The sequence below is a fragment of the Sporomusa intestinalis genome, assembly GCF_055383785.1.
In genome coordinates, this window is sequence record NZ_AP042390.1 from 3266593 (window position 1) to 3289026 (window position 22434).

General features: G+C 53.8%; 17 protein-coding genes. 8 read left to right on the plus strand and 9 right to left on the minus strand.

Annotated elements, in window-relative coordinates:
• Positions 1-383 precede the first annotated feature (383 nt).
• Positions 384-1820: a glycogen synthase GlgA gene (glgA, locus tag ACZ481_RS15515; protein WP_464766256.1), complete on the plus strand. Its 1437-nt coding sequence runs from the start codon at positions 384-386 to the stop codon at positions 1818-1820.
• A gap of 48 nt (positions 1821-1868) precedes the next feature.
• Positions 1869-4259: a glycogen/starch/alpha-glucan phosphorylase gene (locus ACZ481_RS15520; protein WP_464766257.1), complete on the plus strand. Its 2391-nt coding sequence runs from the start codon at positions 1869-1871 to the stop codon at positions 4257-4259.
• A 247-nt stretch (positions 4260-4506) separates the two neighbouring features.
• Here the strand turns inward: ACZ481_RS15520 and ACZ481_RS15525 are convergent, their stop codons facing one another.
• On the minus strand, positions 4507-5334 hold the full coding sequence (locus tag ACZ481_RS15525) for a MerR family transcriptional regulator (protein ID WP_464766258.1): 828 nt from the start codon (positions 5332-5334) through the stop codon (positions 4507-4509).
• Positions 5335-5518: 184 nt separating this feature from the next.
• Here ACZ481_RS15525 and ACZ481_RS15530 point away from each other — a divergent pair, with 184 nt between their 5' ends.
• From ACZ481_RS15530 to ACZ481_RS15555, 6 genes are all read left to right on the plus strand, one after another.
• Positions 5519-6763, plus strand: a complete 1245-nt coding sequence (locus tag ACZ481_RS15530) for an MATE family efflux transporter (RefSeq protein ID WP_464770640.1) — start codon at positions 5519-5521, stop codon at positions 6761-6763.
• A gap of 211 nt (positions 6764-6974) precedes the next feature.
• Positions 6975-8156: a class I SAM-dependent methyltransferase gene (locus tag ACZ481_RS15535; RefSeq protein WP_464766259.1), complete on the plus strand. Its 1182-nt coding sequence runs from the start codon at positions 6975-6977 to the stop codon at positions 8154-8156.
• Positions 8157-8208: 52 nt separating this feature from the next.
• The gene (locus ACZ481_RS15540; protein ID WP_464766260.1) at positions 8209-8664 is read left to right on the plus strand and encodes a NanQ anomerase/TabA/YiaL family protein; all 456 of its coding nucleotides are present in this window, start codon (positions 8209-8211) and stop codon (positions 8662-8664) included.
• 406 nt (positions 8665-9070) lie between these two features.
• Positions 9071-9529, plus strand: coding sequence for a MarR family winged helix-turn-helix transcriptional regulator (locus tag ACZ481_RS15545; protein WP_464766261.1), 459 nt, complete (start codon positions 9071-9073; stop codon positions 9527-9529).
• Complete coding sequence (locus tag ACZ481_RS15550) at positions 9516-9992, plus strand: DUF169 domain-containing protein (RefSeq protein WP_464766262.1); 477 nt, start codon at positions 9516-9518, stop codon at positions 9990-9992. The genes ACZ481_RS15545 and ACZ481_RS15550 overlap by 14 nt, the downstream gene beginning before the upstream one ends.
• A gap of 445 nt (positions 9993-10437) precedes the next feature.
• Positions 10438-11661 carry a metallophosphoesterase gene (locus ACZ481_RS15555; RefSeq protein ID WP_464766263.1) on the plus strand — a complete coding sequence of 408 codons (1224 nt, stop codon included), beginning with the start codon at positions 10438-10440 and terminating at the stop codon, positions 11659-11661.
• A gap of 144 nt (positions 11662-11805) precedes the next feature.
• Here ACZ481_RS15555 and ACZ481_RS15560 read toward each other — a convergent pair whose 3' ends face one another.
• From ACZ481_RS15560 to ACZ481_RS15595, 8 genes are all read right to left on the minus strand, one after another.
• Positions 11806-13104 carry a nitrogenase component 1 gene (locus tag ACZ481_RS15560; protein ID WP_464766264.1) on the minus strand — a complete coding sequence of 433 codons (1299 nt, stop codon included), beginning with the start codon at positions 13102-13104 and terminating at the stop codon, positions 11806-11808.
• Positions 13094-14401 (minus strand): nitrogenase component 1, encoded by a 1308-nt coding sequence (locus ACZ481_RS15565; RefSeq protein ID WP_464766265.1) that lies wholly within the window; start codon positions 14399-14401, stop codon positions 13094-13096. The genes ACZ481_RS15560 and ACZ481_RS15565 overlap by 11 nt, the downstream gene beginning before the upstream one ends.
• Before the next feature lie 134 nt (positions 14402-14535).
• Entirely contained in the window at positions 14536-15474 is a 939-nt protein-coding gene (locus ACZ481_RS15570; protein ID WP_464766266.1) for a GGDEF domain-containing protein, read from the minus strand.
• The gene (locus tag ACZ481_RS15575; RefSeq protein ID WP_464766267.1) at positions 15471-15980 is read right to left on the minus strand and encodes a V4R domain-containing protein; all 510 of its coding nucleotides are present in this window, start codon (positions 15978-15980) and stop codon (positions 15471-15473) included. The genes ACZ481_RS15570 and ACZ481_RS15575 overlap by 4 nt, the downstream gene beginning before the upstream one ends.
• A 127-nt stretch (positions 15981-16107) precedes the next feature.
• Positions 16108-16629 carry a poly-beta-1,6-N-acetyl-D-glucosamine biosynthesis protein PgaD gene (pgaD, locus tag ACZ481_RS15580; protein WP_464766268.1) on the minus strand — a complete coding sequence of 174 codons (522 nt, stop codon included), beginning with the start codon at positions 16627-16629 and terminating at the stop codon, positions 16108-16110.
• Between the two features lie 18 nt (positions 16630-16647).
• A complete protein-coding gene (pgaC, locus tag ACZ481_RS15585) occupies positions 16648-17880 on the minus strand; it encodes a poly-beta-1,6-N-acetyl-D-glucosamine synthase (RefSeq protein WP_464766269.1) in 1233 nt (410 codons plus the stop codon).
• A gap of 45 nt (positions 17881-17925) precedes the next feature.
• Positions 17926-19782 carry a poly-beta-1,6-N-acetyl-D-glucosamine N-deacetylase PgaB gene (gene pgaB / locus ACZ481_RS15590; protein ID WP_464766270.1) on the minus strand — a complete coding sequence of 619 codons (1857 nt, stop codon included), beginning with the start codon at positions 19780-19782 and terminating at the stop codon, positions 17926-17928.
• A 16-nt stretch (positions 19783-19798) separates the two neighbouring features.
• Positions 19799-22054, minus strand: coding sequence for a tetratricopeptide repeat protein (locus ACZ481_RS15595; protein WP_464766271.1), 2256 nt, complete (start codon positions 22052-22054; stop codon positions 19799-19801).
• Positions 22055-22434: the final 380 nt, after the last annotated feature.

Here is a 22434-nt window from a genome sequence, read left to right on the forward strand (position 1 = left end):
ACAACAGATAAACCCGAACCTCTTTCGAAATAAAAAGACGGTAACCGCCGGATCAAAGTCAATAGCCATAGTATGCCTGCGTGCTATGGCTATTTTAGCCACTTTCGGCATTATTTGCCGGGAAGCCGGCGGCCCCCTGCTCACGCGCCTCCCTAACCGGGGCTAAGAAAAGAGGTGAATTATGAACAAGCAGGCAAGTTCCTGGTTTCTGTATCAACTATTTCCGACCACGTATTTCTCCCTGCTTTGCTCGCGCTCCTGCTTCCTGCCGGGCTCTGTCTCCCTGCCAGACCAGCCCGTTTGTCTGTAAAACCAGTAAAGAAACGAGCGCTAATCCGCCGTTTATAATATACAAATATGTTAAGAAAGCGCAGGTGACTCCAATGAAACCGGTTCTCCTCATCGCGACAGAAAGCTTTCCCTTTGTCAAGTCCGGCGGCATGGGCGACATGATTGGCTCGCTGGCCCGGGAACTAAGCCGGCAAGGCGTGGATGCGCGGGTCATTCTTCCCAAATTCAGCGCTATCCCGGCCGCCTGGCAGCAGGCCATGACGCTGCTCTCAGGCTTTGATATTGAGCTTGGCTGGCGCAAACAACCCTACCGCCTCTGGACGCTGGAACACGGCGGCGTGATCTTTTATTTCGTGGATAATGACTACTATTTTAACCGTCAGGAGCTCTATGGCTGGCCAGATGACGCCGAACGCTTCACTTACTTCTGCCGGGCGGTTTTGGCTGCCCTGCCCCGGCTTGACTTTACGCCCCATGTCCTGCACTGCCACGACTGGCACACCGCCATCCTGCCCCTGCTGCTAAAGGCCAGATATGCCGGCCTGGACGGCTATTCGCAGCTGAAGACGCTACTAACCATCCATAACATTGAATACCAGGGCTGCTTTGACCGCTCGGTGCTCGCCGATCTACTGGAGTTGGACACTGAATACTATTTCACCAGCGATCTGCTGGAATTTCACGGCGCCGTCAGCTATTTAAAGGCTGGTATCGTCTTTGCCGACGCCCTGACGACCGTCAGTCCCACTTACGCCTGGGAAATCACCACCCCTGAAGGCGGCCGGGGCCTCGACAGCATCCTCCGCGAGCGGCAGGCCGACCTGACCGGCATTGTAAACGGAATTGATTATGACATCTATAACCCCGGCAGCGATGCACTGATTGACACGCCCTACACCTGGCGGTCAGCAAAACGCAAACGACAGAATAAAACGAAACTGCAGGAATTTTTCGGCCTGCCGGTCCAGCCGGAACTCCCCCTGATTGGCATGATATCCCGCCTCGTTCCCGCCAAAGGTCTGGACATCCTGCTGGAAGCTCTGCCCGCTATGATGGATTATAACGCGCAATGGGTCATCCTGGGCTCCGGCGAGGAATATTATGAAACGCGGCTCCGGGAAATGGCTCGCCAGTATCCCGACCGGCTGTATGTCCAGACTCACTTTGATGAAATTACTGCCCACCGGCTTTATGCCGGCAGCGACCTCTACTTGCAGCCGTCCCTGTCGGAGCCGTGCGGCACCAGCCAGTTAGTGGCCATGCAGTACGGCAGCGTGCCCCTGGTCCGCGCCACCGGCGGCCTGAAGGATACGGTCATTCCCTACAACGAAACGACCGGCGACGGCAATGGCTTTGTTTTTGTCACAGCGAACGCCCAGGAGTTCGCAGCGGCTCTAAGACAGGCCCTCGCACTCTATCGCCATGAGACGAACTGGCTAAAACTTGTCAAAAAGGTGATGAAAGCCGATTACAGCTGGCGGCGCTCGGTGGACGGCTATCTGGCTGTCTACCGCCGCCTGCAGCCATAATAGGCCAAAAAAGAAGATTCTGCGTGTTTATTAAAGGAGGCGAATGAATTGTTAACCAAAGAGGAGTGCAAAACTGCCTTACAAGCCCGGCTATTAACGCTGGCGGGAACAAGCCTGGAGGAAGCCTCAACGCACGACCAGTACGCCGCGCTGGCCAGCCTGGTCCGGGACGCCATCGGCCAGCGCTGGGTAGACACCACCCGCCGCTACGACGAGCAACGACAGAAACAGGTTTACTATTTCTCCATTGAATTCTTGCCGGGCCGCCTGCTGGATACCAATCTCCGCCATCTCGGCCTCCGGGAGGTCTGGCGGGAAGCCCTGGCTGAGCTTGGCATCGATTACACCGAACTGACAAACGCCGAACACGATGCCGGCCTCGGCAACGGCGGCCTGGGGCGGCTGGCCGCCTGCTTTCTCGATTCCCTGGCCGCCCTCGGCCTGCCCGGCCACGGCTGCGGCATCCGCTATACCTACGGCCTGTTTGAACAGGCCATTGTCGACGGCGTGCAGGTGGAAAAACCGGATACCTGGCTGAAGGAACTGAATATCTGGGAATACCGCAAAGCGGCCAAAGCCGTTTTGGTAGAGTTCGGCCCGCCCCTGGGAGCTGTCAAGGCCGTCCCTTATGACATCCCCGTCATCGGCTTTGACAACCGGACCGTCAACACCCTGCGCTTATGGAGCGCCGAGGTGCGGGACGGCTTCAGCGTGAATTATTCCAGCTTAACGCCGGCTGATATTCGCAACCTGCTGGAATATAAAAACTGGGTGGAAGCCATTTCCAAAATCCTCTACCCTGACGACCGGTATGAAGAAGGCCGCCAGCTGCGCCTTGTCCAGGAGTATTTCCTGGTGTCGGCCGGATTGCAAAGCATTGTCCGCCATATCAAGCGCAAACAGGGCCCCGACCTGTCGCGGCTGGCCGACCAGATTGCCATCCACATTAATGACACCCATCCCGCTTTGGCCATTCCCGAACTGATGCGCCTGCTCATGGATGAAGAAGGCCTGGGCTGGGATGAGGCCTGGGAGATCACAACCCATACCATTTCTTACACCAATCACACCGTCATGCCGGAGGCACTGGAAAAATGGCCTGTGGGCCAGTTCCAAAGCCTGCTGCCCCGTATCTATGAAATTGTCCATGAAATCAACGAACGTTTCTGCGCCGGGCTGTGGCAGCGCTACCCTGGCGACTGGGACCGCATTGCCGCTATGGCCGTCATTGCCGACGGCTTTGTCAGGATGGCCCACCTGGCAGTGGCGGGCAGCCACAGCGTTAACGGCGTGGCCGCCCTGCACAGCGATATCCTCAAACACGACCTGCTGAATCTGTTTTACCAGCATACACCGCAAAAATTCAACAACAAAACCAACGGCATCACCCACCGGCGCTGGCTGCTCGCCGCCAATCCCGGCCTGGCCGGCTTAATCACCGGCACCATCGGCCCCGGCTGGCTGCACCGGCCGGACACGCTGGCCAAGCTGCTGCCTTTTGCAAGAAGCACCTCCTTCCAGCAAAAGCTGGCGGCAGTGAAACAGGAACGGAAAGAGGCCCTGGCCAAATTCATTTTTGACACGCAGCACCTGGCCCTTGACCCCCGTTCTCTGTTCGATGTACAGGTTAAACGGATCCATGCCTATAAGCGCCAGCTTTTAAACGCGCTCCGGATTATGGAACTTTACCAGCGGCTGAAAGCCAATCCCGGTCTGGCCATGCTGCCCCGCACCTTTATCTTTGCCGGCAAGGCCGCCCCCGGCTATTATCTGGCCAAAAAAGTTATCCAGTTGATCGTGACCCTGGCCAAGCAAATCAACAACGATCCTGCCATTCACGATAAGCTAAAGGTCGTATTTTTGGAAAACTATAATGTATCGTTAGCGGAACGGATTATTCCCGCCGCCGATATCAGCGAGCAGATTTCCACCGCCGGCAAGGAAGCCTCCGGCACCGGCAATATGAAATTCATGATGAACGGCGCGATCACGGTCGGCACCCTGGACGGCGCCAATGTGGAGATCCGCGAGGCGGTGGGCGATGAGAATATTGTCATTTTCGGCCTGAACGCCGGGGAAGCGGCGGCCTGCTATCAAACAGGCCAGTGCGATCCGCTCATCATCTATAACCAGGATGAACGGGTCAGAAATTGTGTCAATCAGTTGATCGACGGCAGCCTGCCCGTCATTGGCGACGAATTTAAACCGCTGTACGACTATTTGCTGCATCCAAACGGCGCTTTTTTGGAGCTGCAGGATTTTGCTGCTTATCTGGAAGCACAGGAGCGGATTGACCGGCTGTTCCGCAACGAACATGTCCGCTGGCGGGCGGCGGTCACAAATATTGCTCATTCGGGCCGTTTTTCCAGCGACCGCACAGTCGGGGAATATGCCGATACGATTTGGCATATCCGGCCGTCTGAGCCCCTCCCCCGTTAATGCAGGCGGAGCCCTGCCGACGTTGCCTTGGCTGCATTGATAAGGAGACTGAACCGGCCGGCTTTTATTCCGGGCAGGGTGCGATATGCCCCAGAATGCCAAAATCGAAATAGCAAAGCGATGATAGCGGCTGCTACCGGCAAGCAGCAGCCACAACGCAGCATTTTCCACAGCCCTTGCAGCCAGGCAATGCCTGGCTGCAAGGGCTGTGGTTCTTCACTGTGGAAGCACTTCCTGCAACGGGTTTCTATTTTTCGACATGTATCGCTATTTGCAAGAGATAGTGCTTGGTGTCGATCGTAGATATTTCATCAAGCAAATATTCCTCATAGGCATTACCGCAAATTTTTAGACCGGCATCCTGAATATACTTAAAAAGACGATTGTATAGATTACTGCTCATACCATACTCCGCCTGTTCCTGGCCGATGATATACAAGCCTCCTGGTTTTTGCGCATTGCTGGGATAGCTGCTGCCGGATACAGGACGATAGTAGTAGTGGGTCGGGTGCAGAGAAATTCCCTGTATCAAATCTGTATGGGAAATGATGACCCCTGTTGGCAAACCGCGAATCACCTTGTTTTCCCTGCAAAACTCATAAAAATCTATGAGATAGTCCCACCCCTTCGATATGTGGCTATCCGCCGGCAGCTCCGGCCCTAACAACATCGGCGTTGCTTCACACTCCTTTAGGGTAATGGAATCTATCTTCCTATTCGCAGCAAGCCCCTTTTTGGTCAAATCAAGCCGGGTATCCAACATATCGCTGATTTGTAGCAGTACCTTAATTTTTTCCTGCACGATCTTCTTCTGCCTGTCCAGCATACAAATCAGTTTTTCCGGTGAGCGTCCGCACAAATAGGCTTTAATTTCTTTCAGCGGCATATTAATTTCCCGTAACACGGTAATGACATTTGCGGTATCAATCTGCTGATAAGTATAATAACGGTAATTATTCTGCCTATCTACCCTTGTGGGCGATAGAAGCCCTATCTTGTCATAGAATATGAGATTCTTGCGGGTAATTCCGGTTACCTGGGCAAACTCGCTGATTTTCATATAATGATTTCTCATATTTTCCCCTTTTATTTGCTTGCAAGAGTTGACTGTATAGTATATATACAGCTTATAATACTTTCTTGTATATATCAACCAAGTCAACGTTATTGCGGGAGGGGAGCAGATGTTAGGTCAAGTCACAGATTTGAGGCAGATTAACAAGCAATTTATCAAATATGTAATTCCATCCGTTATCGCTATGAGCGTCGAAGCCTTTTACACGGTTCTAAATGGTATTATCGCCGGTCAGGGGCTCGGTGAAATTGCGCTCGGGGCGGTAAATATCGCGCTGCCTTTCAATATGGTGATAATTGCTTTGTCCATGCTTGTCGGCATAGGCGGCGCCAATGTGTATTCCTTTTATAAAGGCGAGGGAGATACCGACAAAGCAAACAATATTTTTTGTCAATGCCTGGCATTATTGGTCCTCATCGGTCTTGCGCTGGCTCTGGCGGGGTTCGTTTTCCGGGAAAATCTGGCCTGGTTTTTGGGTGCGAATCAAGAATTATTTCCTGCTGTCACCGCCTACCTGAAATGGCTGGCGCCTTCTGCGCTGGTACAGCTAATCGTATTCGGGCTGATTATTTTTATCCGCAATGATGACGCGCCTAAGCTGGTCATGGTGGTTTCTATTGCAGGCGCGGCAATTAACATAATTCTTGACGTTATTTTGATTTTCGTTCTGCATTATGGAATCGAAATGATCGCCCTGGCAAACGGTATAGCCGTTCTGATCCAAGGCCTACTCTTCATCCCTCATTTTGCGAGCAAAAAAGGGTTGCTGCGGATCCGCAAACCAATATTTCAATTTGGTGATATAAAGAGAGTGTTAAGCAACGGCCTTGCTTCCTTCCTGATGGAATTTTGGCTGTCAACAATCTCGTTCAGCTTCAATCTGGCGTTAGTTCATTCGGCAGGAACAATTGGCGTTTCAGCCTATTCTATCGTTACCTATGTTTGCGCGCTCATCCAAATGATCCTGGTCGGCGTTACCCAGGGCGCACAGCCTATCATGAGCTATTATCACGGCAAGGGAGATACACAGCTTTTTCTTCATGTCTATCGTCTTGGCATGCGTACCAGCATAATTATCCCCATTGTCTGGACCGCTGCTTGCCTCCTTTTTGGCAGCGAGATCATTTCCCTGTTTCATGCAGGCGATCCCGAGTTAACGGCATTAGCCATCCATATGTTCCGCCTGTACCCCTTGGGCTTTATTTTTGCGGGGCCTGTACTAATGAACATTCTCTACTTCCAAACCACTGAACAGAATGCCTGGGCAACGCTGATCTCTTCCTTGCGCTGTGTAGGTTTTGTACAGGTATTTTTACTGCTTTCCATAATGGTATTTAATGCGAAAGGCCTCTATCTTACTTTCCTAGCCGGCGAACTGTGTCATTTTATCATTTCTAAAATATTGGTAAGCAGAGCAAGGAAAGTGTAACCGCCGGGACGAAAGAAACACTGACTGCCTTAATTAGACAGGATAAAAACTATTACTCGCTCTGGTCATGCGGGCGCTTCCACTGGCAACGCCTGCACCGTCGGCGGGAACCGGCACAATCGGCACTGCGGCGACGGGTGTTCCTTTACAGCGAACCCCGAAAATAGCGGCGCGTCTTTTATTGCCGAATTATTCTGAGGAGGGAAAACCTATGTTAAAGAAAATGGCTTTAAAATTACTGTTACACAAATGGAAACAAGGAGGTTTTGAAGTCGTATTTTGGGATGGCGACCGAGAGACGTACGGCAACGAGCCACCGTCATTTACAATTACATTTAAACAGGAACCTCCTTTCAGGCTCAGCAGTGATGATGCCGTGCTGCTGTTCGGGGAAGCTTACATGGATGGCCTCATTGAAATTGAAGGCTCAATGGACGATGTTTTGCGCGTCATTACCCTTAACACGCAGCCCCGGGCAAACCTTATTACTACAGATGAAAAAGCGAAGGCCAAATCAGATTCCGCCGCCCAACAAAGAAATATCCATCATCATTATGACCTGGGTAATGACTTCTTCAAACTATGGCTGGATGAGACCATGAGTTATTCGTGCGCCTATTTTAAAACTCCTGACGATTCCCTAACCCAGGCCCAATTGCAAAAAATTGATCATATCCTGAAAAAAATAAATCTCAAGGCGGGAGACCGTCTATTGGACATAGGCAGCGGCTGGGGCTGGCTTATTATTAAAGCGGCCCAGCAATATCACGTGCAGGCTACCGGGATTACCCTGAGCACAGAGCAATACCACGGTACCAGGCAGCGTATCAAGGATCTGGGGTTGGAGCAGCAGGTGGATGTCCACTTAATAAACTACCAGGAGCTTGAATCAAGCCAGCCATGCTTTGATAAAATAGTCAGTGTGGGGATGTTTGAACACGTAGGCCGGGAAAACCTGGCAAACTATATGCGTAAGGTGTATGAGCTTCTGGCACCTGGCGGAGTATCGCTATTACATACGATAACCGGCCTGCTTGAAGAAACCAGTAATGCCTGGATAGGTAAATACATCTTCCCCGGGGGGTATGTGCCGTCATTAAGAGAAACCGTCTGGTTATTGCCTCAATTTGATTTTCACTTGCTGCACGCCGAAAGCCTGCGGCTGCACTATGCGCTGACGCTTGACCGGTGGCATAAAAACTTCGCCGGACAGCTTGCGGCTGTCCGGTCCAAGTATGATGAACGCTTTATCCGCATGTGGAGTTTGTATTTACGCGGCTGCGCTGCTGCCTTCCGGGTTTCCGGCCTGGATGTCTATCAGTTATTGTTCACCAAAGGCTTAAATAATAACCTGCCTTTAACTTATCAGCATCTGTGTGACGATACAATATAACATAAATTGTGCTATGTTAATATCTCAAACCAACCACAAGGAGGCCGTTCAATTGATAATTGACAAATTGGAAAGCATTGCAAATTACAAGGGCATCAACAAGAATTTAGATAAAGCTATTGACTATATACAAGCAACTGATCTCGCCGGGCTTTCAGCCGGTTCGCATGAGATTGACGGCGATAATGTATTCGCAGTAGTGCTGACAGTGAAGACAAGGCCAAGAGAAAATGGCCGCTGGGAAAGCCATAAAACTTTTATCGAAATTCCAATCGTCATTGCTGGCCAGGAGCTGATGCTTGGCCAACATACTGCTGATTTAGGCAATATACAGGCCTATGATGTAAATCAAGACAATATATCTTACCAAGATAACGGCAAGGGCGTAATTATAAACATGTCTCCCGGTGTTTTTACTATCTTCTTTCCCACTGACGCCCATATGCCGTGCATAATGGCTTCAAGTCCTGAAAACGTAAAAAAAGTCATCATTAAGGTAAAAGTTTAATACCGCAGCAACTATCCCCGGAATGCCGCTGAGACTATTCCCAAAACTGTATAAACCGCCAGGTTGATGTAATAAATAGGCGTATGACCAAAACCCCTCTCAAGCAATTAAACTTCCATTCCCAACCAGCCGGGTACAGTATAGCACAGACCTGTCAGACCACCGAAAAAAAGGCACTTCACCATGCGTAAGGTGCCTTTTTTCAGTGAGTGAAAGCAAGGCTGTCTGCTAGGTATACGGAATAGTTTGCCCGCTGACGGCGCTGGCTTACAGTGTGACCAACTCCGGCCTCCCGCTCGGTCTTACATTGGCGGCAACAAATATTGCTTGACAAATCATTCACCTGGTGTACAATATTCTCATAGCAATTTTAACCAGATATTTGTTAACGACATGAGGTCTAAAAATGGCAGAACAAAGAAAAAAATTCCTGGATTCCCTCTTCAAGTTATCCATGAAACTGTCGGCCGTGTTAAAGCAGCCAAAGAAATACGGTACAGACAGCATCTTGTACCCATCGGAGATTCATACCCTCGAAATGATTGGCAAGTATCCAGGCATAACCGTTACCGAACTGGCCGAGCGGCAGGGGATTTCCAAAAGCGCCCTGCCCAAGATCATCCGTAAGCTCGTACAAAAAGATCTGATCTACCGTTATCAGGCAGCCAACAATAAAAAAAATATTCTCTTGGAACTGACGGACAAAGGACGAAGCGCTTTTCAGCAGCACTCTGAATTTCACCAAACCTTCGATATCCGCATTATGAAAAAAATTGACTCATTAACGCAGGAGGAATATCTATTTCTCATTGATATGCTGGCAGAACTGGAACAGTACGCTGACCAAATGGGTGAGGAGGAATAAAATTCCCCTCATCGTTCACCTGGTTAACCATTTTACCCCCCAGAAACGTCTGTTGATACGATTTGGCAACGCTTCCGGTTCCTCATCGCCTCAGTTTCAAGAATGTTCTGAAACAGAAGGCGAAGTGCCGAAATCTGTGATTTTCACTGTAAACCCTTTGGAGCTTACAGCCTTAATAACATTAGCCGGTTCCATTCATGACGGTATCAATATGACCATCACTCCGCAGGGTTCGGCTTGTCAAATGCTTGGTGCCTATGTTTTCCGCCAAGCGGAAGCAGAAACACCGTGTGCTGTTTTAGGTTTTCTCGATCTGTCAGCGCGCTTATTCACCAGAAAGATAATTCCCGATGAATATTTCACCTATGCAGTGCCCTGGAAGTTATTTTTGCAATTGGAAGAAGAGGCGAAAGACGGAGTTTTTTTGTTCACCAATATGGAAAGATCTCCAATAGCAATATAGCAATATGGCAATAAGGGGTGTATCTAGGTTCAAGATGCAATTTAATCAGCCGGAGAAATTGCGGTTATGCTCTGGCTGTCAATAAGCATCATCTAATGAAAAATATGCTTCTTAAATTACCGACAGGCCCCCCCCCCAGCCCAGGACCCAGGCTCAGTCTGGCTTCATGGGTTGTTTTCTTTTCAGTAGAACCGGGCACTCTACGTGCGCCAGCAAGCTGAGCACGGAAAGCAAGACTTCGCCTTTGTCCTATTTCACGCTCGCTGATGTTCGTTCAGATAGAGTGGGAATTCCTTCCGAGCTGTGGATCGAAATAATATCCGAGGGGAACCTTAAGATTGTAATAAAAAGCGGGAAAAAATCGACCGCGGACGGCCGGCGCGCGCAATGCAGAACTCGGCCGGCAAGCGGCCGACGAACTTGGCGCCCGGTTGCCCTTCTCGCTGTGACGGATAACGACTCTGTCAATGCCGCCGCAGCTGAAATCATAAAAAATCTCTCAAATAGGCGGATTACAATGAACGGATCAATGATATTCTTTATTACTATCTTCACGGTAATATATGGAATTCTGAATTATTATATCGGCATACGCGCATGGACGGCCCTACATCATTTGCTTCCTAATGTGAGACCTCTCTGGTTCTGGCTAACATTGGGAATGCTGGCCATTTTTTATCCAGGCGGACGTTTTATCGAAAGTGTTGCGCCTACCGTGGGGAATTTTCTTATCATTATCGGCTCGTATTGGTTGGCCGCCTTTTATTACCTCCTGCTGCTCACGTTGCTGGCCGATGCGATCTTTTTCCTGGGGCGGCTTAGCGGACTATTTAAAATAAATAATCGTGCGTTGCCAGAGATACTGGTAATATGTCTTACCCTGACCCTGGTGCTGTACGGTATTTGGAACGCAAGGATGCCTGTTGTTAGAAATTACGAAGTGCAAATCCCCAAAACTGCCGGCACTTTAACCGAGCTGCATATCGTCATGGTTTCTGATATCCATCTGGGAAAAATCGTTGATACTCCGCGCTTGCTTTCACTAGTAAATCAAATTAATGAGCTAAATCCAGATATTATTCTCTTCGCGGGCGACACTATTGATGAGGATGTTGACTTATTCATTGAAAAAAAAATGTCTGAGGTGTTGCAAAAATTACAGCCGCCCTACGGTATGTATGCTGTACTTGGCAATCATGAGTACATCGGGGGAAAACCGCAACTGGCACGAGAGCAGTTAAACCTGGGCGGTGTAAAAGTATTATCTGATGAGTTTATTCTGGTTAATAATTCCTTTTATATCGTTGGGCGGGATGATCCCTCCCGTTTAAACTTCTCGGGGACGCCACGGCAAGAACTAGCCGCGATCATGCAAAACATAGATCGTAATCGTCCAATCTTTTTAATCGATCACCAGCCGCTGTCTTTACAAGAAGCGGCAGACCAAGGCGTAGATCTTCAGTTATCGGGTCATACGCATCATGGGCAATTTTTTCTGAATAGCCTGGTGACGGGCAGGATATATGAGCTTGATTGGGGGTATCTCCGAAAAAACTCTCTGCAAGTGATTGTCTCCTGCGGATATGGAACCTGGGGCCCACCGATACGCATTGGCAGCCAGCCAGAGATTATCAGTGTTCATGTTACTTTTTCTCCGGCAACTGAGTAATGAAAAGGCTTTGGTTTTATCAGCTTGACCCGGAAGAATGCAAGGCCAAATTGATATTTAGCAGGTCAAAATCCACAATCCCTACTCTCCGCCTTGCATTTTCCGGAGTACCTCATGTTGCAGCAAGGGGGAGAATTTTTTGTATTACTTGTTTCGCTGGCAAAAACGGATATAGTGGTTCCACAGCCGTTCCGTCATATGGCAGGCGCCGTGCAGGCCCATAAACGGCAGCCCCGTCAAAATGACCTCGTCGTATACAGGCATGGCGATGGTCTGGCAAACCACAGCCGCTGCCGGGCGCTGCTGCAGGATAGCTTTCTCATTGCTGCTGGCCAGAAGCAGTCCTGCCGTCATTTCCGCCAGCAGCCGCTCCATCGCGCAGCTGTCGGTTTGCCCGTTTACCACGGCGTCCAGGCAGGACGGGACTGGGTAAGGCGCTGCCCCGTCCTGCAGCACGGCGGTAAGCGGACCGGTATCCGCCCACTCGGCGGCCAGCGCCTGCGCCAGGCCCAGGGCGACGGAAGAAGGTGCGGCTATCAGGGTGCGTTCAAACCACAGTTCGCCCCATTGCCGCTGCAATTCCCGCGCAGCCGGGCGGAGCCGGCCATACAGGCCGTCGATTTCCCGCAGCACAGCTTGGAGGTTCTGTTCCCCCATCCCCAGCGTCTGGCCGATTGTTTTCAGCCAGTGCAGCGAACCTTCCACTCCGTATGGCGGCAACAGCGACAAATAGGGCATGCCGTATTCCCGCTGCAAAAACAGGGCCATCTCCTGCCCCAGTTCCGGATGGATAACCAGATTTATCTCCGCTCGCGTCATGAACGCTATTTCTTCTGTGCTGCTGCCCGCTCCCGGGCACGCCAGCACGCGGTACCCGGCCAGGGCCAGCAGGCGTTTGAGTTCCTGCAGGTCGTTGGCCGCATTATAATAGCCGACGCTGCTCCCCAGAATATTCACAGTGGAGGGCGCTATTTCCCCGCGCGGCCGGGGCGGCAAGACGGCCAGATACGCCTTGGCGGCCGCCCGGTATCCCTCCCAAAAGCCGCCGGCCAAACCACCGCTGTCGATGCATACCACCGGACAGGGCAGATCCGCCTGCGCGGCAATGCCGGCAAGATCATCGCCAATCAGACTGACGGCGCAGCTATTTTCAATGAACAGCACCGACGGACGGGATGACTGGCGTAGGGAATGCAATACCTCCAGCAGGTACTCTTCCGTGCCGTACACGATAGCCGTATGGCCGGGCTGGGTACAAAAGAGCCGGCTGCTTATCGTCGGGCAGGACTTTTCCAGATACCGGAGCGCGTAAAAATAGCACCACAGCGGCCCATTGACCACCATCGCAGCCCCGGGAATACCAGCAAAAAAAGCCGCCGCGCCGGTTAACGCACAGGTGTTGTCCTCGGTGCACACATTGTTCCATTGTTCGTTACCAGCCATAAATAACCCCTCCCTGCTGCCCGGACCGTTTCGCCAGCCGCGCCAGTTTGCCCAACAGGGAAATCAGACCGCCCACTCCCAGGGGCGGCAGCATAGGCAGAAACAGCTGCCGCTTGGTTTCATCCTCCAGTTCGTGGGTCGTAACCAGGAGGTCTGCCGCTTGGAGCAGGGGCCCGCCCGCCTGTTCCCCGGCCAGGGGCAGGGCCGCATACGCAGGATATTGGCTGAGTTCCTGCCGCAGCGTGTTTTCCTGTTCGGCGCTAAGGCTGCTGAACAGGACCACGCCGGTCAGCTTCACCCCAGCCAATTCCAGTAGTTCGGTGATCCACGCCAATTCGGCGGCAAAGAGTGGCCGGCCAATGCAGAACACCACCTTCACGCCCTGCAACGCCGGACGGCACTGGGCGACATGTCCTTGCAGCCGCTCATTCTGTTCGGCTTCGGCCTGTGCTAGTTTCCCTTCCTGGCCCAGCCTGGCCGCCAGCTCCTTGAGCCAGATTTTCGTACCCTGCCAGCCTACAGGATAATCGCGGTCAAGAAAGGGAATCGCAAACTGTTCCTGCAAATTGGCAGCCAGGCGGCGCATATAGGAATACCCATGCGGGCTTCCTCCCAGCGGCAGGCACAGCGCCGAGGCCGGCACGCGCCGTATCTCTGCCAGCGAGGCATAGCCCGGAAACCGGCAGTGAACCTGAAGGCCGAAAGGGCTAAGCAGGCCCGTGATTTCCTTGGCATACGCACCATAGGGACCGCCGCAGTCCCCCAAAAGGGTGATCTGGTCCGGACAGGTTGGCTGCGTCTGCATAAACCGGTCCACCAGGGCCTGGGCTGCATGGTAAAAACTGCCATGATATTCGCCGTCCAAAAAACCGCTGCCGGCAATAGGCAGCATGGGTATCCCCCATTTCCGCTCCGCCTCGCGGGCGATAGCCTGGGTATCGTCACCGATCACACCGGCCACGCAGGAGTTGGCAATCATAATATACGCAGGCTTGTACCGTTCCACAACATGGTCAAGACACTGGCGCAATTGGTCCGTACCGCCGAAGATGGAGTGCTCTTCCCGTAAATTGCTCGTAATCAAGGGTGCCGTATACGGCACCGGCCCTGCGTGCCGGCGGGCCAGCGAGTAGTAATAGCCGCCTACCTCCATCTGGCGGGCGATGTGGCCGCAGGCTTTGGGACTGTGATACACGACCACGGCGCCTTCGTTATGCGCCACAGCGCGCCATACCCCCGGCAGGCTGCAACTGTAGCTGTATTCCCGTTTCGTCGTTACCATATACCGCTTACTCATCGCCATCGTGCAATACCAGCTCCTCTAATTCTGCAAAAGGGATGGGATCGGCACCGTCAGGATGCCTATTCCCATTATTCATTTATCTTCATCCTAACACACCCAGAATATGGCGGTCAATCTTCGACCCTATGTCAGGAATGCAGTTTCTTTTTTAACAGCCGCCTGTCGTTTCCCGCCAATACGCACAACCGATTCCTGCCACTATTTTTCGCTTCGTATAAAGCGGCATCGCTCCGTTTGACAATCGCCTCGAAACTTCGGTCCGCCGGGGTTACGCAGCTAATGCCAATGCTAACCGTAACGGCTAACTGCCGTTCGTCATCAAGCTGAAAACTAGCGTTCCGCACGGCTTCCAAAACCCGGTTGCCGATTTTTACGGCCTGATCAATACCGGTTTTCGGCTGGACAACCATAAATTCTTCGCCGCCATAGCGGGCCAGCATGTCCGTGGTCCGAAACTGTTTTTTTAACACTTCACTGAACTGGGCCAGGACCCGGTCCCCGGCATGATGGCCATATTGATCATTCACCTTTTTAAAATGATCAATATCAATCATCAAAATACTGAGATCATCGGCCTGCTCCCGGGCCCGGGCGAAAGCTTCGCCCAGAAACTGATCCAGGGCCAGCCGGTTCGCAAGCTGGGTCAGGCTGTCCAAACTGGCCAGTTTCTGTAATTGCCGGTTCATATTCTTCAGATTGTCCGTCATCTCATTAAAAGCCTCGGAAAACTCGCCGAGAAAATCCACCTTTTGCGAGAAATCGCCTTTGGCAACCCTTTTGGTCTGCCAGGTTAAATGCCGCAAATTCGCCTGCAGCGCTTTCAGGTTGCCCAGGATAAACCCTTTGCCGTCCACAAACAACTGTAAATTCCCGTTGCGCAGGGCCAAGCTTAACTCCCGCAAAGCCAAAATATACGCATATAACTGTTGAAACTCCGGATCTTTGGCAAGGTCCTGTCTGATAGTTAATTCTGCCGGCAAGCGCGGACTGCAAAGCAAGGTCTGCAGCAGTTGCACTAATTCCCTGTCAACAGTCGTTTCCTGGTTTTCGGTGCTAGGCTGAATCATTCTGTTTCTTCGACCATGAACCGGCAGGTCCTGGCTCCCGTGCACCAGCAATCGATCTCTTTCGCCCGCCACTTTTTCCGGGTAAATTGTTCAAACAAAGCCGAAATAAAGCCTTCATCATAGATGCAGGTTTCATAATCGGTTTCAGGCAGACCCGAACAATCCAGGTCTTCATCTATTGTCAGCAGCACCCTGCCATGCTCCACCAAATCCTCTTCTATTTTTAAAATGCCGATGTTTTTCTCTTTCAGGGCCTGTTGCGTCTTGTTAATAAACTCATCCAGGCCGGCAACCGGCTCAATATAATGGCTGTAAAACTCGGCTCCGGCCAGTTTACCGGCTGCAAAAAAGACCTCGTCCGCTGCCGCTCTGCCGAATTTGTCCTCAAGCACATCCCGCAGGGTAAAGTGCATCAGCCGGTATAATTCCAAATCAACTGCTGTCCCCAAATTCGGCCGGCCGTCCTCCACGCCAAGCAAATCCCAGAAAAATTTATATTTTTTCATGATTACACCCCTTTTCGTTATTACAAGGTACAGCTGCCAGCCGGTATGACTGCCTGCTTAGACCGGCATTCCACCACGATACCGCCTTGCATATATCAGGTGCCGGATTTGCTTGAAAAGAGCGCCGTCAATCCTTAATTTCCATAAGCACCTCCAGCGTCAGCCCCGACAGCTGCGGCAAGATCCTCGCCAGCTTCGCCCGGCGCGCCTGCTGCACCACGTCGATAGAAACCTCCATATACCCGGCCACCGTTTCATCTGCCACCGGCGGCCGCGGCCTGCGGCGCTCGAGGCGCCCATACCGCCAGTAGTTCCAGTTCGCCCAGATCCACAACACGCCAAAGACCGCCGCCGCATAGGCCGTAATGGCGGTTAACAGCGTTTTCAGCTCCTGTCGCCCGGCCGGAGTCGGGGCCAGTGTCTGCTCATATAGCAAAACCCCTCCGGCCAGCCAAGCCAGGGAGGTAACAAATATCTGCAATAAATAGAGAAAAACCAGCCACATCCCGGCAGAAACAAGCATCTCCACGCTTCTGATCAGCGGTTTCTGCAAATTCGGCTGGTCAATCACGGGCCGCGCCTCCGTTACGGGAGCGGCCGCTGCCGTTTCCTCTTCAGGTGGCTGCCTGTCCAAAGGATTTTTATCCATGCCACCCCTCTTTTCCCCTTATAATTTTGTATGCAGTCCCCGATCCGGACTGGTCCAGACGGCCGGTTTGCCCATCTTGCGCAGCAGCGCTTTCGGCGTAGCCCAGACGGTGGTCAGCGCGATTAGCAGCCAGTAAAGGAACGGATACCAGATCACCCAAAATAAATAGCGCGTAAGGTTCTGTTCATAGCGCCGGTCAAGGACCAGGGCGACGGTAAACTGCAGCAGGCAGATCAGCATGAGCAGGGAACCGTGCCACTCCGGTACGAATTTAATCCCCGGCAGGCCCAGCGGCAACACCAGGTTGATGAGCCAGGCGGCGGTAAATCCCACAAAGGCGTACGACCAGCACACCGAAATCACGTATTCCAGATATACCGGCCACAGGCGGCGCTGCTTCCAGCTTGCCCAGATGTCCCCATGCCGGCGGATGACCTCGCCGCCGCCCTGGGCCCAGCGAACCCGCTGGCGCCACAGGCCTTTAACCGTTTCAGGCACCAGTATCCAGCACAGCGCCCGGGGTTCATAGCGGATATCCCAGAAACGTTTTTCCAGCTTCCAGGTAATGTTGATATCATCGGTAATCATATCCGTATCCCACAGCCCGACGTCAAACAAGGCCTCCCGGCGAAAAGCCGCGATCACGCCGGAAACAGTCAGTACCTTGCCCAAAATCCGCTGGGTCCGCTTGATCATGCCAATGATGGAGGAGTATTCGCCCACCTGGATTTTAGCCAGCAAGGAAGTCCGGTTGCGCACCCGGGGATTGCCGGTGACCGCTCCGACACGGGGACTGGCGAAATGGCGGACAAGCCAGGAAATAGCCGCCGGGTCCAGGCTGGCATCAGCGTCAATAGTAACCAGGATATCGCTGTTGCCGGCCAGGACACCGCAGCGCAGGGCATAGGGTTTTCCCATGTTTTTTTCTAGATACAGTACCCTTACCCGGGGATCGGCAGCCGCCATGGCCTGCAGGAGAATGCCCGTCTGGTCGGTACTGCAGTCGTCCACCACAATTACTTCCAGACAGGGATAGTCTGACGCCAGCACACTGGCAACCGTGCTTTCGATGGCGTCAGCCTCATTGCGGGCCGGGATGATTACCGATACCAGCCTGGCCCCGGTCAAAGGCGGCAGCCCGGCGCCCCGCTCGCGGCGCACAAAAAAATACAGCGCCCCGATCGCCCAGACAATACTCATAGCCAGCGGATAATAAAAAATAAAATATTCGATACCTGTCACGATCTCCATCGGTCCCAGCTTAGGCGCACCTCCTTATCCAGCTTTTCACAGCAATTACTGTGAGCCAAAAATAGCCAAACCGGCCTCCGGATAATAGGCCAGGTGCAGCGCCCCCTGCCGCTGCAGCGCCTTGACCTGTTCTCTCAGTTCCCTGGCGGCCAGCCAGCGCCCGCTTTGCCAGTCATAGCTTTGCAGCTTGAACACAGTTTTTGCCGCATGCCCTCTATCCTGCAGCGCCAGTTGCGTCAGCATGGTCAACCATCCGGCGGGTTTTTCCCCCGCCCCTTCCAGATACGGATAGGCCATGACCACCGTATAATCATACGACTGTAGGTACTGCGCATATTCCTGGGCAAACCATGCCTGCGCTTCAGGCTCGGTGATCAGCCGGGCGTATAGATTGCGGGCCGTCCGGGCGTCGGGCCGATAGCGCCGGACCTCGGCGGCCAGGCTCTGGGTCAAAGTGGTTAGGGCATCGGTTTTCAGCCTGACCCAGCGTTCCCGCACGGCCGGCTCCCGCAGGGCCTGTTCGGTGAGGTCCAGGCCGGTTTCGCGGTAAAAAGCCGCCTGGGCCGCCGGGGAATAGTCTTCAAAATCATTCAAATATAAATCATCCTGAAACAAAATGCCGTCAATAAAGCTGTAGGCGGCCAAGTCGGCATACAAAGCCTGCAGGCGTTCCCGGACCACCGGGCTGAACGGCGTCGCCCGCCGGTACCAGCCCAGCCGGTCCGGCGGTGAAGCGGCAACCGCATCCTCCGGCCGGTCGCTTGTCAGCCACTGGGCCGACAAAGTCGGCATCCAGGCATAAACCTGAAAACCGGCGGCTTTGAGTTTCAGCGCGGCGTGGCTAAACAAATCTGCCTTTACCGGCGCCGCCGCTGTCGCAAAATACACGCTCTCGATATTGCCGTCACCCTTGCTGTCGCTAAAAGCCTGCAAATAAACGGTGTTCGCGCCGGAGGCCAGCAGCCGTTCAATAACTGCAGCCAGATTTTGTTCGGTTTGCGCCGGGCTTTGCGCATTATAAATCTGGTCCAGATCGACCTGTACTGCCCGAACCGGCGCCGTCCGGCTTCCTGCGGCCTTCAGAAATTTCGCAAATTCCTTACGGGAAGGATTATTGGTAACAATGCCCCGTTTGATTTGCCGCAGACTCGCCGCGTCCGCCCCATTCAGCCCGCCATTATTCAAAATGAAGCTGGCGGTGAATCCTTCAGCGCCAGCGATATCGACGCTCATCTGGGTGTAAGCGCCGTAAGGCCAGACAATGGCCTCAACCGGATGCCCCAGTTCTTCGGCGAACACCGCCTGGGCTGCCCGCAGATCAGCCTGCACCCGCCGGCTATAGCTGACCGCTGTTTCATACTGCCCGTTGTGATAGCGGCGCATCTCGGTCAAGCCGCGGCCATCCCCTTGCGGATTAACCACCGTGTACCGGTGGCTCTGGTGGGTATGGGATGCCAGTGTAACCAGCCCCGAAGCTTCCAGCTCGCGCATTTGCTGCCAGGTAAGCATTTCCCCCACTCCCGGCGGTGCATATTCGAGCCAGCCGGTAACAATCGACATCAGCGCCGGGTATTGATATTCCTTTAGCAGCGGCAATACCTGTGTGTAAAAAGAGGCATAGCCGTCGTCAAAGGTCAGCATGACCGGCTTGGCAGGCAGTTCTGCCTCGCCCCTGGCGGCAGCCAGATAAGCGGCAAGCGAAATCGGCGTATACCCGTTAGCGCGCAAATGGTCAAAATGCGCCCGCAGTCGGCGGGGCGTAACCATCCATTCGTTCGTAACGGGTTCACCCACGTCATGGTAGCACAGCACCGCAACCCCGGCAGCAGTCGCCGGCACCATCCCGGACAGCAGCCAGACAGCCGCCGCCAATAGACCGAACCAATAGCGAATCGCTTTCATACGCGCTCCTTTCCCTTTACCATTGCAAGTGATACCTGACGTCATATTGCCGGTAGCCGAAATGCAGGCCCGAACCGGCCTTGGCCGACCGGCCGGTCCGGGCGCCATACGCCAGCCCGGCCGTGAGGACGCCGGCGGCGGAAGTCTGCCAGCCGTACTCCAGGCGGGCATAGGGCGAAAGATCCGTGGGCTCCGGCCGGTCCCGGCCCCACTCGATAGCTAAGGTCCCCTCCCAGTATCCAGGGGGCCTTAGCCATCGGTGCTTAATCCCCCCGCCATAGCTTTCCCGCAGTTCCGGGCTTTCGTAACCGGTCGCCTCGCCGTTGATCTGTTGGTGATCAAACGCCGTGCCGGCCGCATAAACAAACCAAGAAAACTCCCGCCGGCTGTCGCTGTGCAGGTAATGGGCCCAAAAGGCGTCATAAGACAGGCTGGCATTGCCGTCACTGTAGGCGGCAGCGCTCAACCCGAGCGTATAGAAATCATTGTCCCCCACCTGCCTGCCCCAGACCAAACGGCTTGCCGTCTGCATGATCCCGGCCGTCAGCGCCTGCACATCATAAACCGGCAGCTTCTCCCGGGAAAACGTAAGACTGCTGCGCTCGCCGAAATAATGCCGGTACGCCAGGCCATAACCGGTGCCGGCGCCGCTATGGCCTGGCCATTCGCCCCATGCTTCAACCGCCTGCCGCAGATCGGCATAACGGAGACCGCTGCGAAAAGCCTTCAGCCTGATCCAGTCAGCACTGTCTTTTATCCGCCGCTCCTCTTGTCCGCCAAGAAAGACAAGGCGGTCGCCAAGCCGCTGTTCGCCGGCCAACTGTCTGAGCAGGACGTCATTGCCCTTGTAATCGCTGGTGTGGCTAAAGCCCATCTCCAGTTCCCCCAGCGGGCGGTCGTCAAACAGAGCCGCAGCATGAGCGGCGGCGGCGCCCGGCGGAGACTCGGCCGCCAAAAACGCCACGGCCCGGCGGGCCGCCCGGTAATCGCCCGCTTGCGTCGCCATGGCCGCCATACCGGCGGCGCCTGTCAGCCGGAAGCCGGGCTGCCGCTGCAACGCTTCATACTGTTCCCAGGCTTCCCGGTACAGGCCTTTGGCCGCCAGCCGGCCGGCATAGCGCTGCCGCAGCAGGCTTTCTTCAGGATAGCGGTCTAGAATCAATTGAAACAATTGCCGGCCGGCGGCATACTGCCCCCGGGTTAACAGCGCCTCGCCATCATAAGCAAGCAAGCCCGCCCGCTCCGTTCCCAGGTCCAGCAGTTCTTCATACCGTCTCAGCGCCGGACCGTGTTTGCCTGCCAGTAAACAGGAAAACGCCAGGCTTTGATGATCGGCGGCGCTGAATTCCGGGTCGCCGGCCATGCTTTGATATAACTTCATCGCTGCCGCCGGCCGGCCGGCGCGCAAATAGGCATCGGCTAGGGCCCGGCGGCCATAGACCGGCACCAAACCCGGCTGCGGCCATAATGCTTTGCCGGCGTCAATCGCGCCGGCATAATCACCATTGCTGGTCAAAGCCAGCAAATAGTCGCATTCCATCAGCAACGTCGCCGTCCGGGCGTCAATAGCCGGTTTTAAGAGAACAATCGCCGGGCTGTAATCGCCGCTGCGAATCAGGGCGGCGGCGATTACAGCCCGAATTTCAGCCGTTCCTGCCGTCTCCCCGCCGTCGGCCGCCAGTGACAGAGCTATGCGGGTGTCCTGCATGGCGCTGACAGTGTCATGGCCCCGGATATAGGCCAGCGCCCGGCTGATATAAAGCTGGCTGTCGCCTTTCCCGCCTGCCAGCAATTCATCGAAAATACGCAGCGCCTGCCCGGTATCGCCCAGTTCGGTCAGGCACTCCGCTTCCCACAGCCTGGCTTGCGCATGGCCGGCGGCCGCCAGTTGCTGATACATGGCCTGCGCCGTCCGGAACCGCCCCAGCCGGAAATAGGCTTCCGCCACACTAACGGTTACATAAACGGGCACGTCAGGTTCCAGCGGTAAAATACCGGTTTCATAAACCTGCACCGCCCGGCTATATTCGCCGGCCCAAACCGCCACGGCCGCATAGTCAAACAAGACTTCAGGCAGCGGGCAGGGTTGCCCGGCCAGTTTTGCCAGCAAGGCCAGAGCTGCCGGATACTGACCGCTGCGGGCCAGGGAAACCGCGGTCGCATGTCCTCCCAGTTCCCCAGGGGCAGGACTATCTAACTCCTGCCCCTGGCCAGTACCTGTCGCAAAAAAAACCAGGATACCCCAGAGCAACGCTTGCTTGATGAGACGCACCGTATATACCTCCTAATGCCGGACCGCCGGTAGACTGCTCCCGCCAGGCCGGCTGGGCGCAGACTCCGGACCGTAAAGGGGCGCTGGCCCAGTTCGTCCTGCAGCCTGAAAGACATCCATACTATTTTGCTTAAAGGCAGCTATAATGTGACCGGACATTTGCTGTTCCGGCCTTGCCGGAACGCAGGCTATATTTATATATAGCAGAACAATTTTTTCATCCGCTGGCATAGTCTATTGTAATTTGAAATCTTATTAGCTTCCACCCAGCATCAATCATAATCGTTATAAAATAATTATTTTTCAACAAGTAATTCTCGCGTTTAAAATATAACATCCAGAAAAGGTCATTTCAATTGAGTAGTCAGTATAAATAAACG

Coding starts and splice junctions, on each gene's coding strand:
- glgA (WP_464766256.1), top strand. CDS start 384: ATGAAACCGGTTCTCCTCATCGCGACAGAAAGCTTTCCCTTTGTCAAG.
- ACZ481_RS15525 (WP_464766258.1), bottom strand. CDS start 5,334: ATGAGAAATCATTATATGAAAATCAGCGAGTTTGCCCAGGTAACCGGA.
- ACZ481_RS15530 (WP_464770640.1), top strand. CDS start 5,519: ATGAGCGTCGAAGCCTTTTACACGGTTCTAAATGGTATTATCGCCGGT.
- ACZ481_RS15535 (WP_464766259.1), top strand. CDS start 6,975: ATGTTAAAGAAAATGGCTTTAAAATTACTGTTACACAAATGGAAACAA.
- ACZ481_RS15545 (WP_464766261.1), top strand. CDS start 9,071: ATGGCAGAACAAAGAAAAAAATTCCTGGATTCCCTCTTCAAGTTATCC.
- ACZ481_RS15560 (WP_464766264.1), bottom strand. CDS start 13,104: ATGGCTGGTAACGAACAATGGAACAATGTGTGCACCGAGGACAACACC.
- ACZ481_RS15565 (WP_464766265.1), bottom strand. CDS start 14,401: ATGAGTAAGCGGTATATGGTAACGACGAAACGGGAATACAGCTACAGT.
- ACZ481_RS15570 (WP_464766266.1), bottom strand. CDS start 15,474: ATGATTCAGCCTAGCACCGAAAACCAGGAAACGACTGTTGACAGGGAA.
- ACZ481_RS15575 (WP_464766267.1), bottom strand. CDS start 15,980: ATGAAAAAATATAAATTTTTCTGGGATTTGCTTGGCGTGGAGGACGGC.
- pgaD (WP_464766268.1), bottom strand. CDS start 16,629: ATGGATAAAAATCCTTTGGACAGGCAGCCACCTGAAGAGGAAACGGCA.
- pgaC (WP_464766269.1), bottom strand. CDS start 17,880: ATGGAGATCGTGACAGGTATCGAATATTTTATTTTTTATTATCCGCTG.
- pgaB (WP_464766270.1), bottom strand. CDS start 19,782: ATGAAAGCGATTCGCTATTGGTTCGGTCTATTGGCGGCGGCTGTCTGG.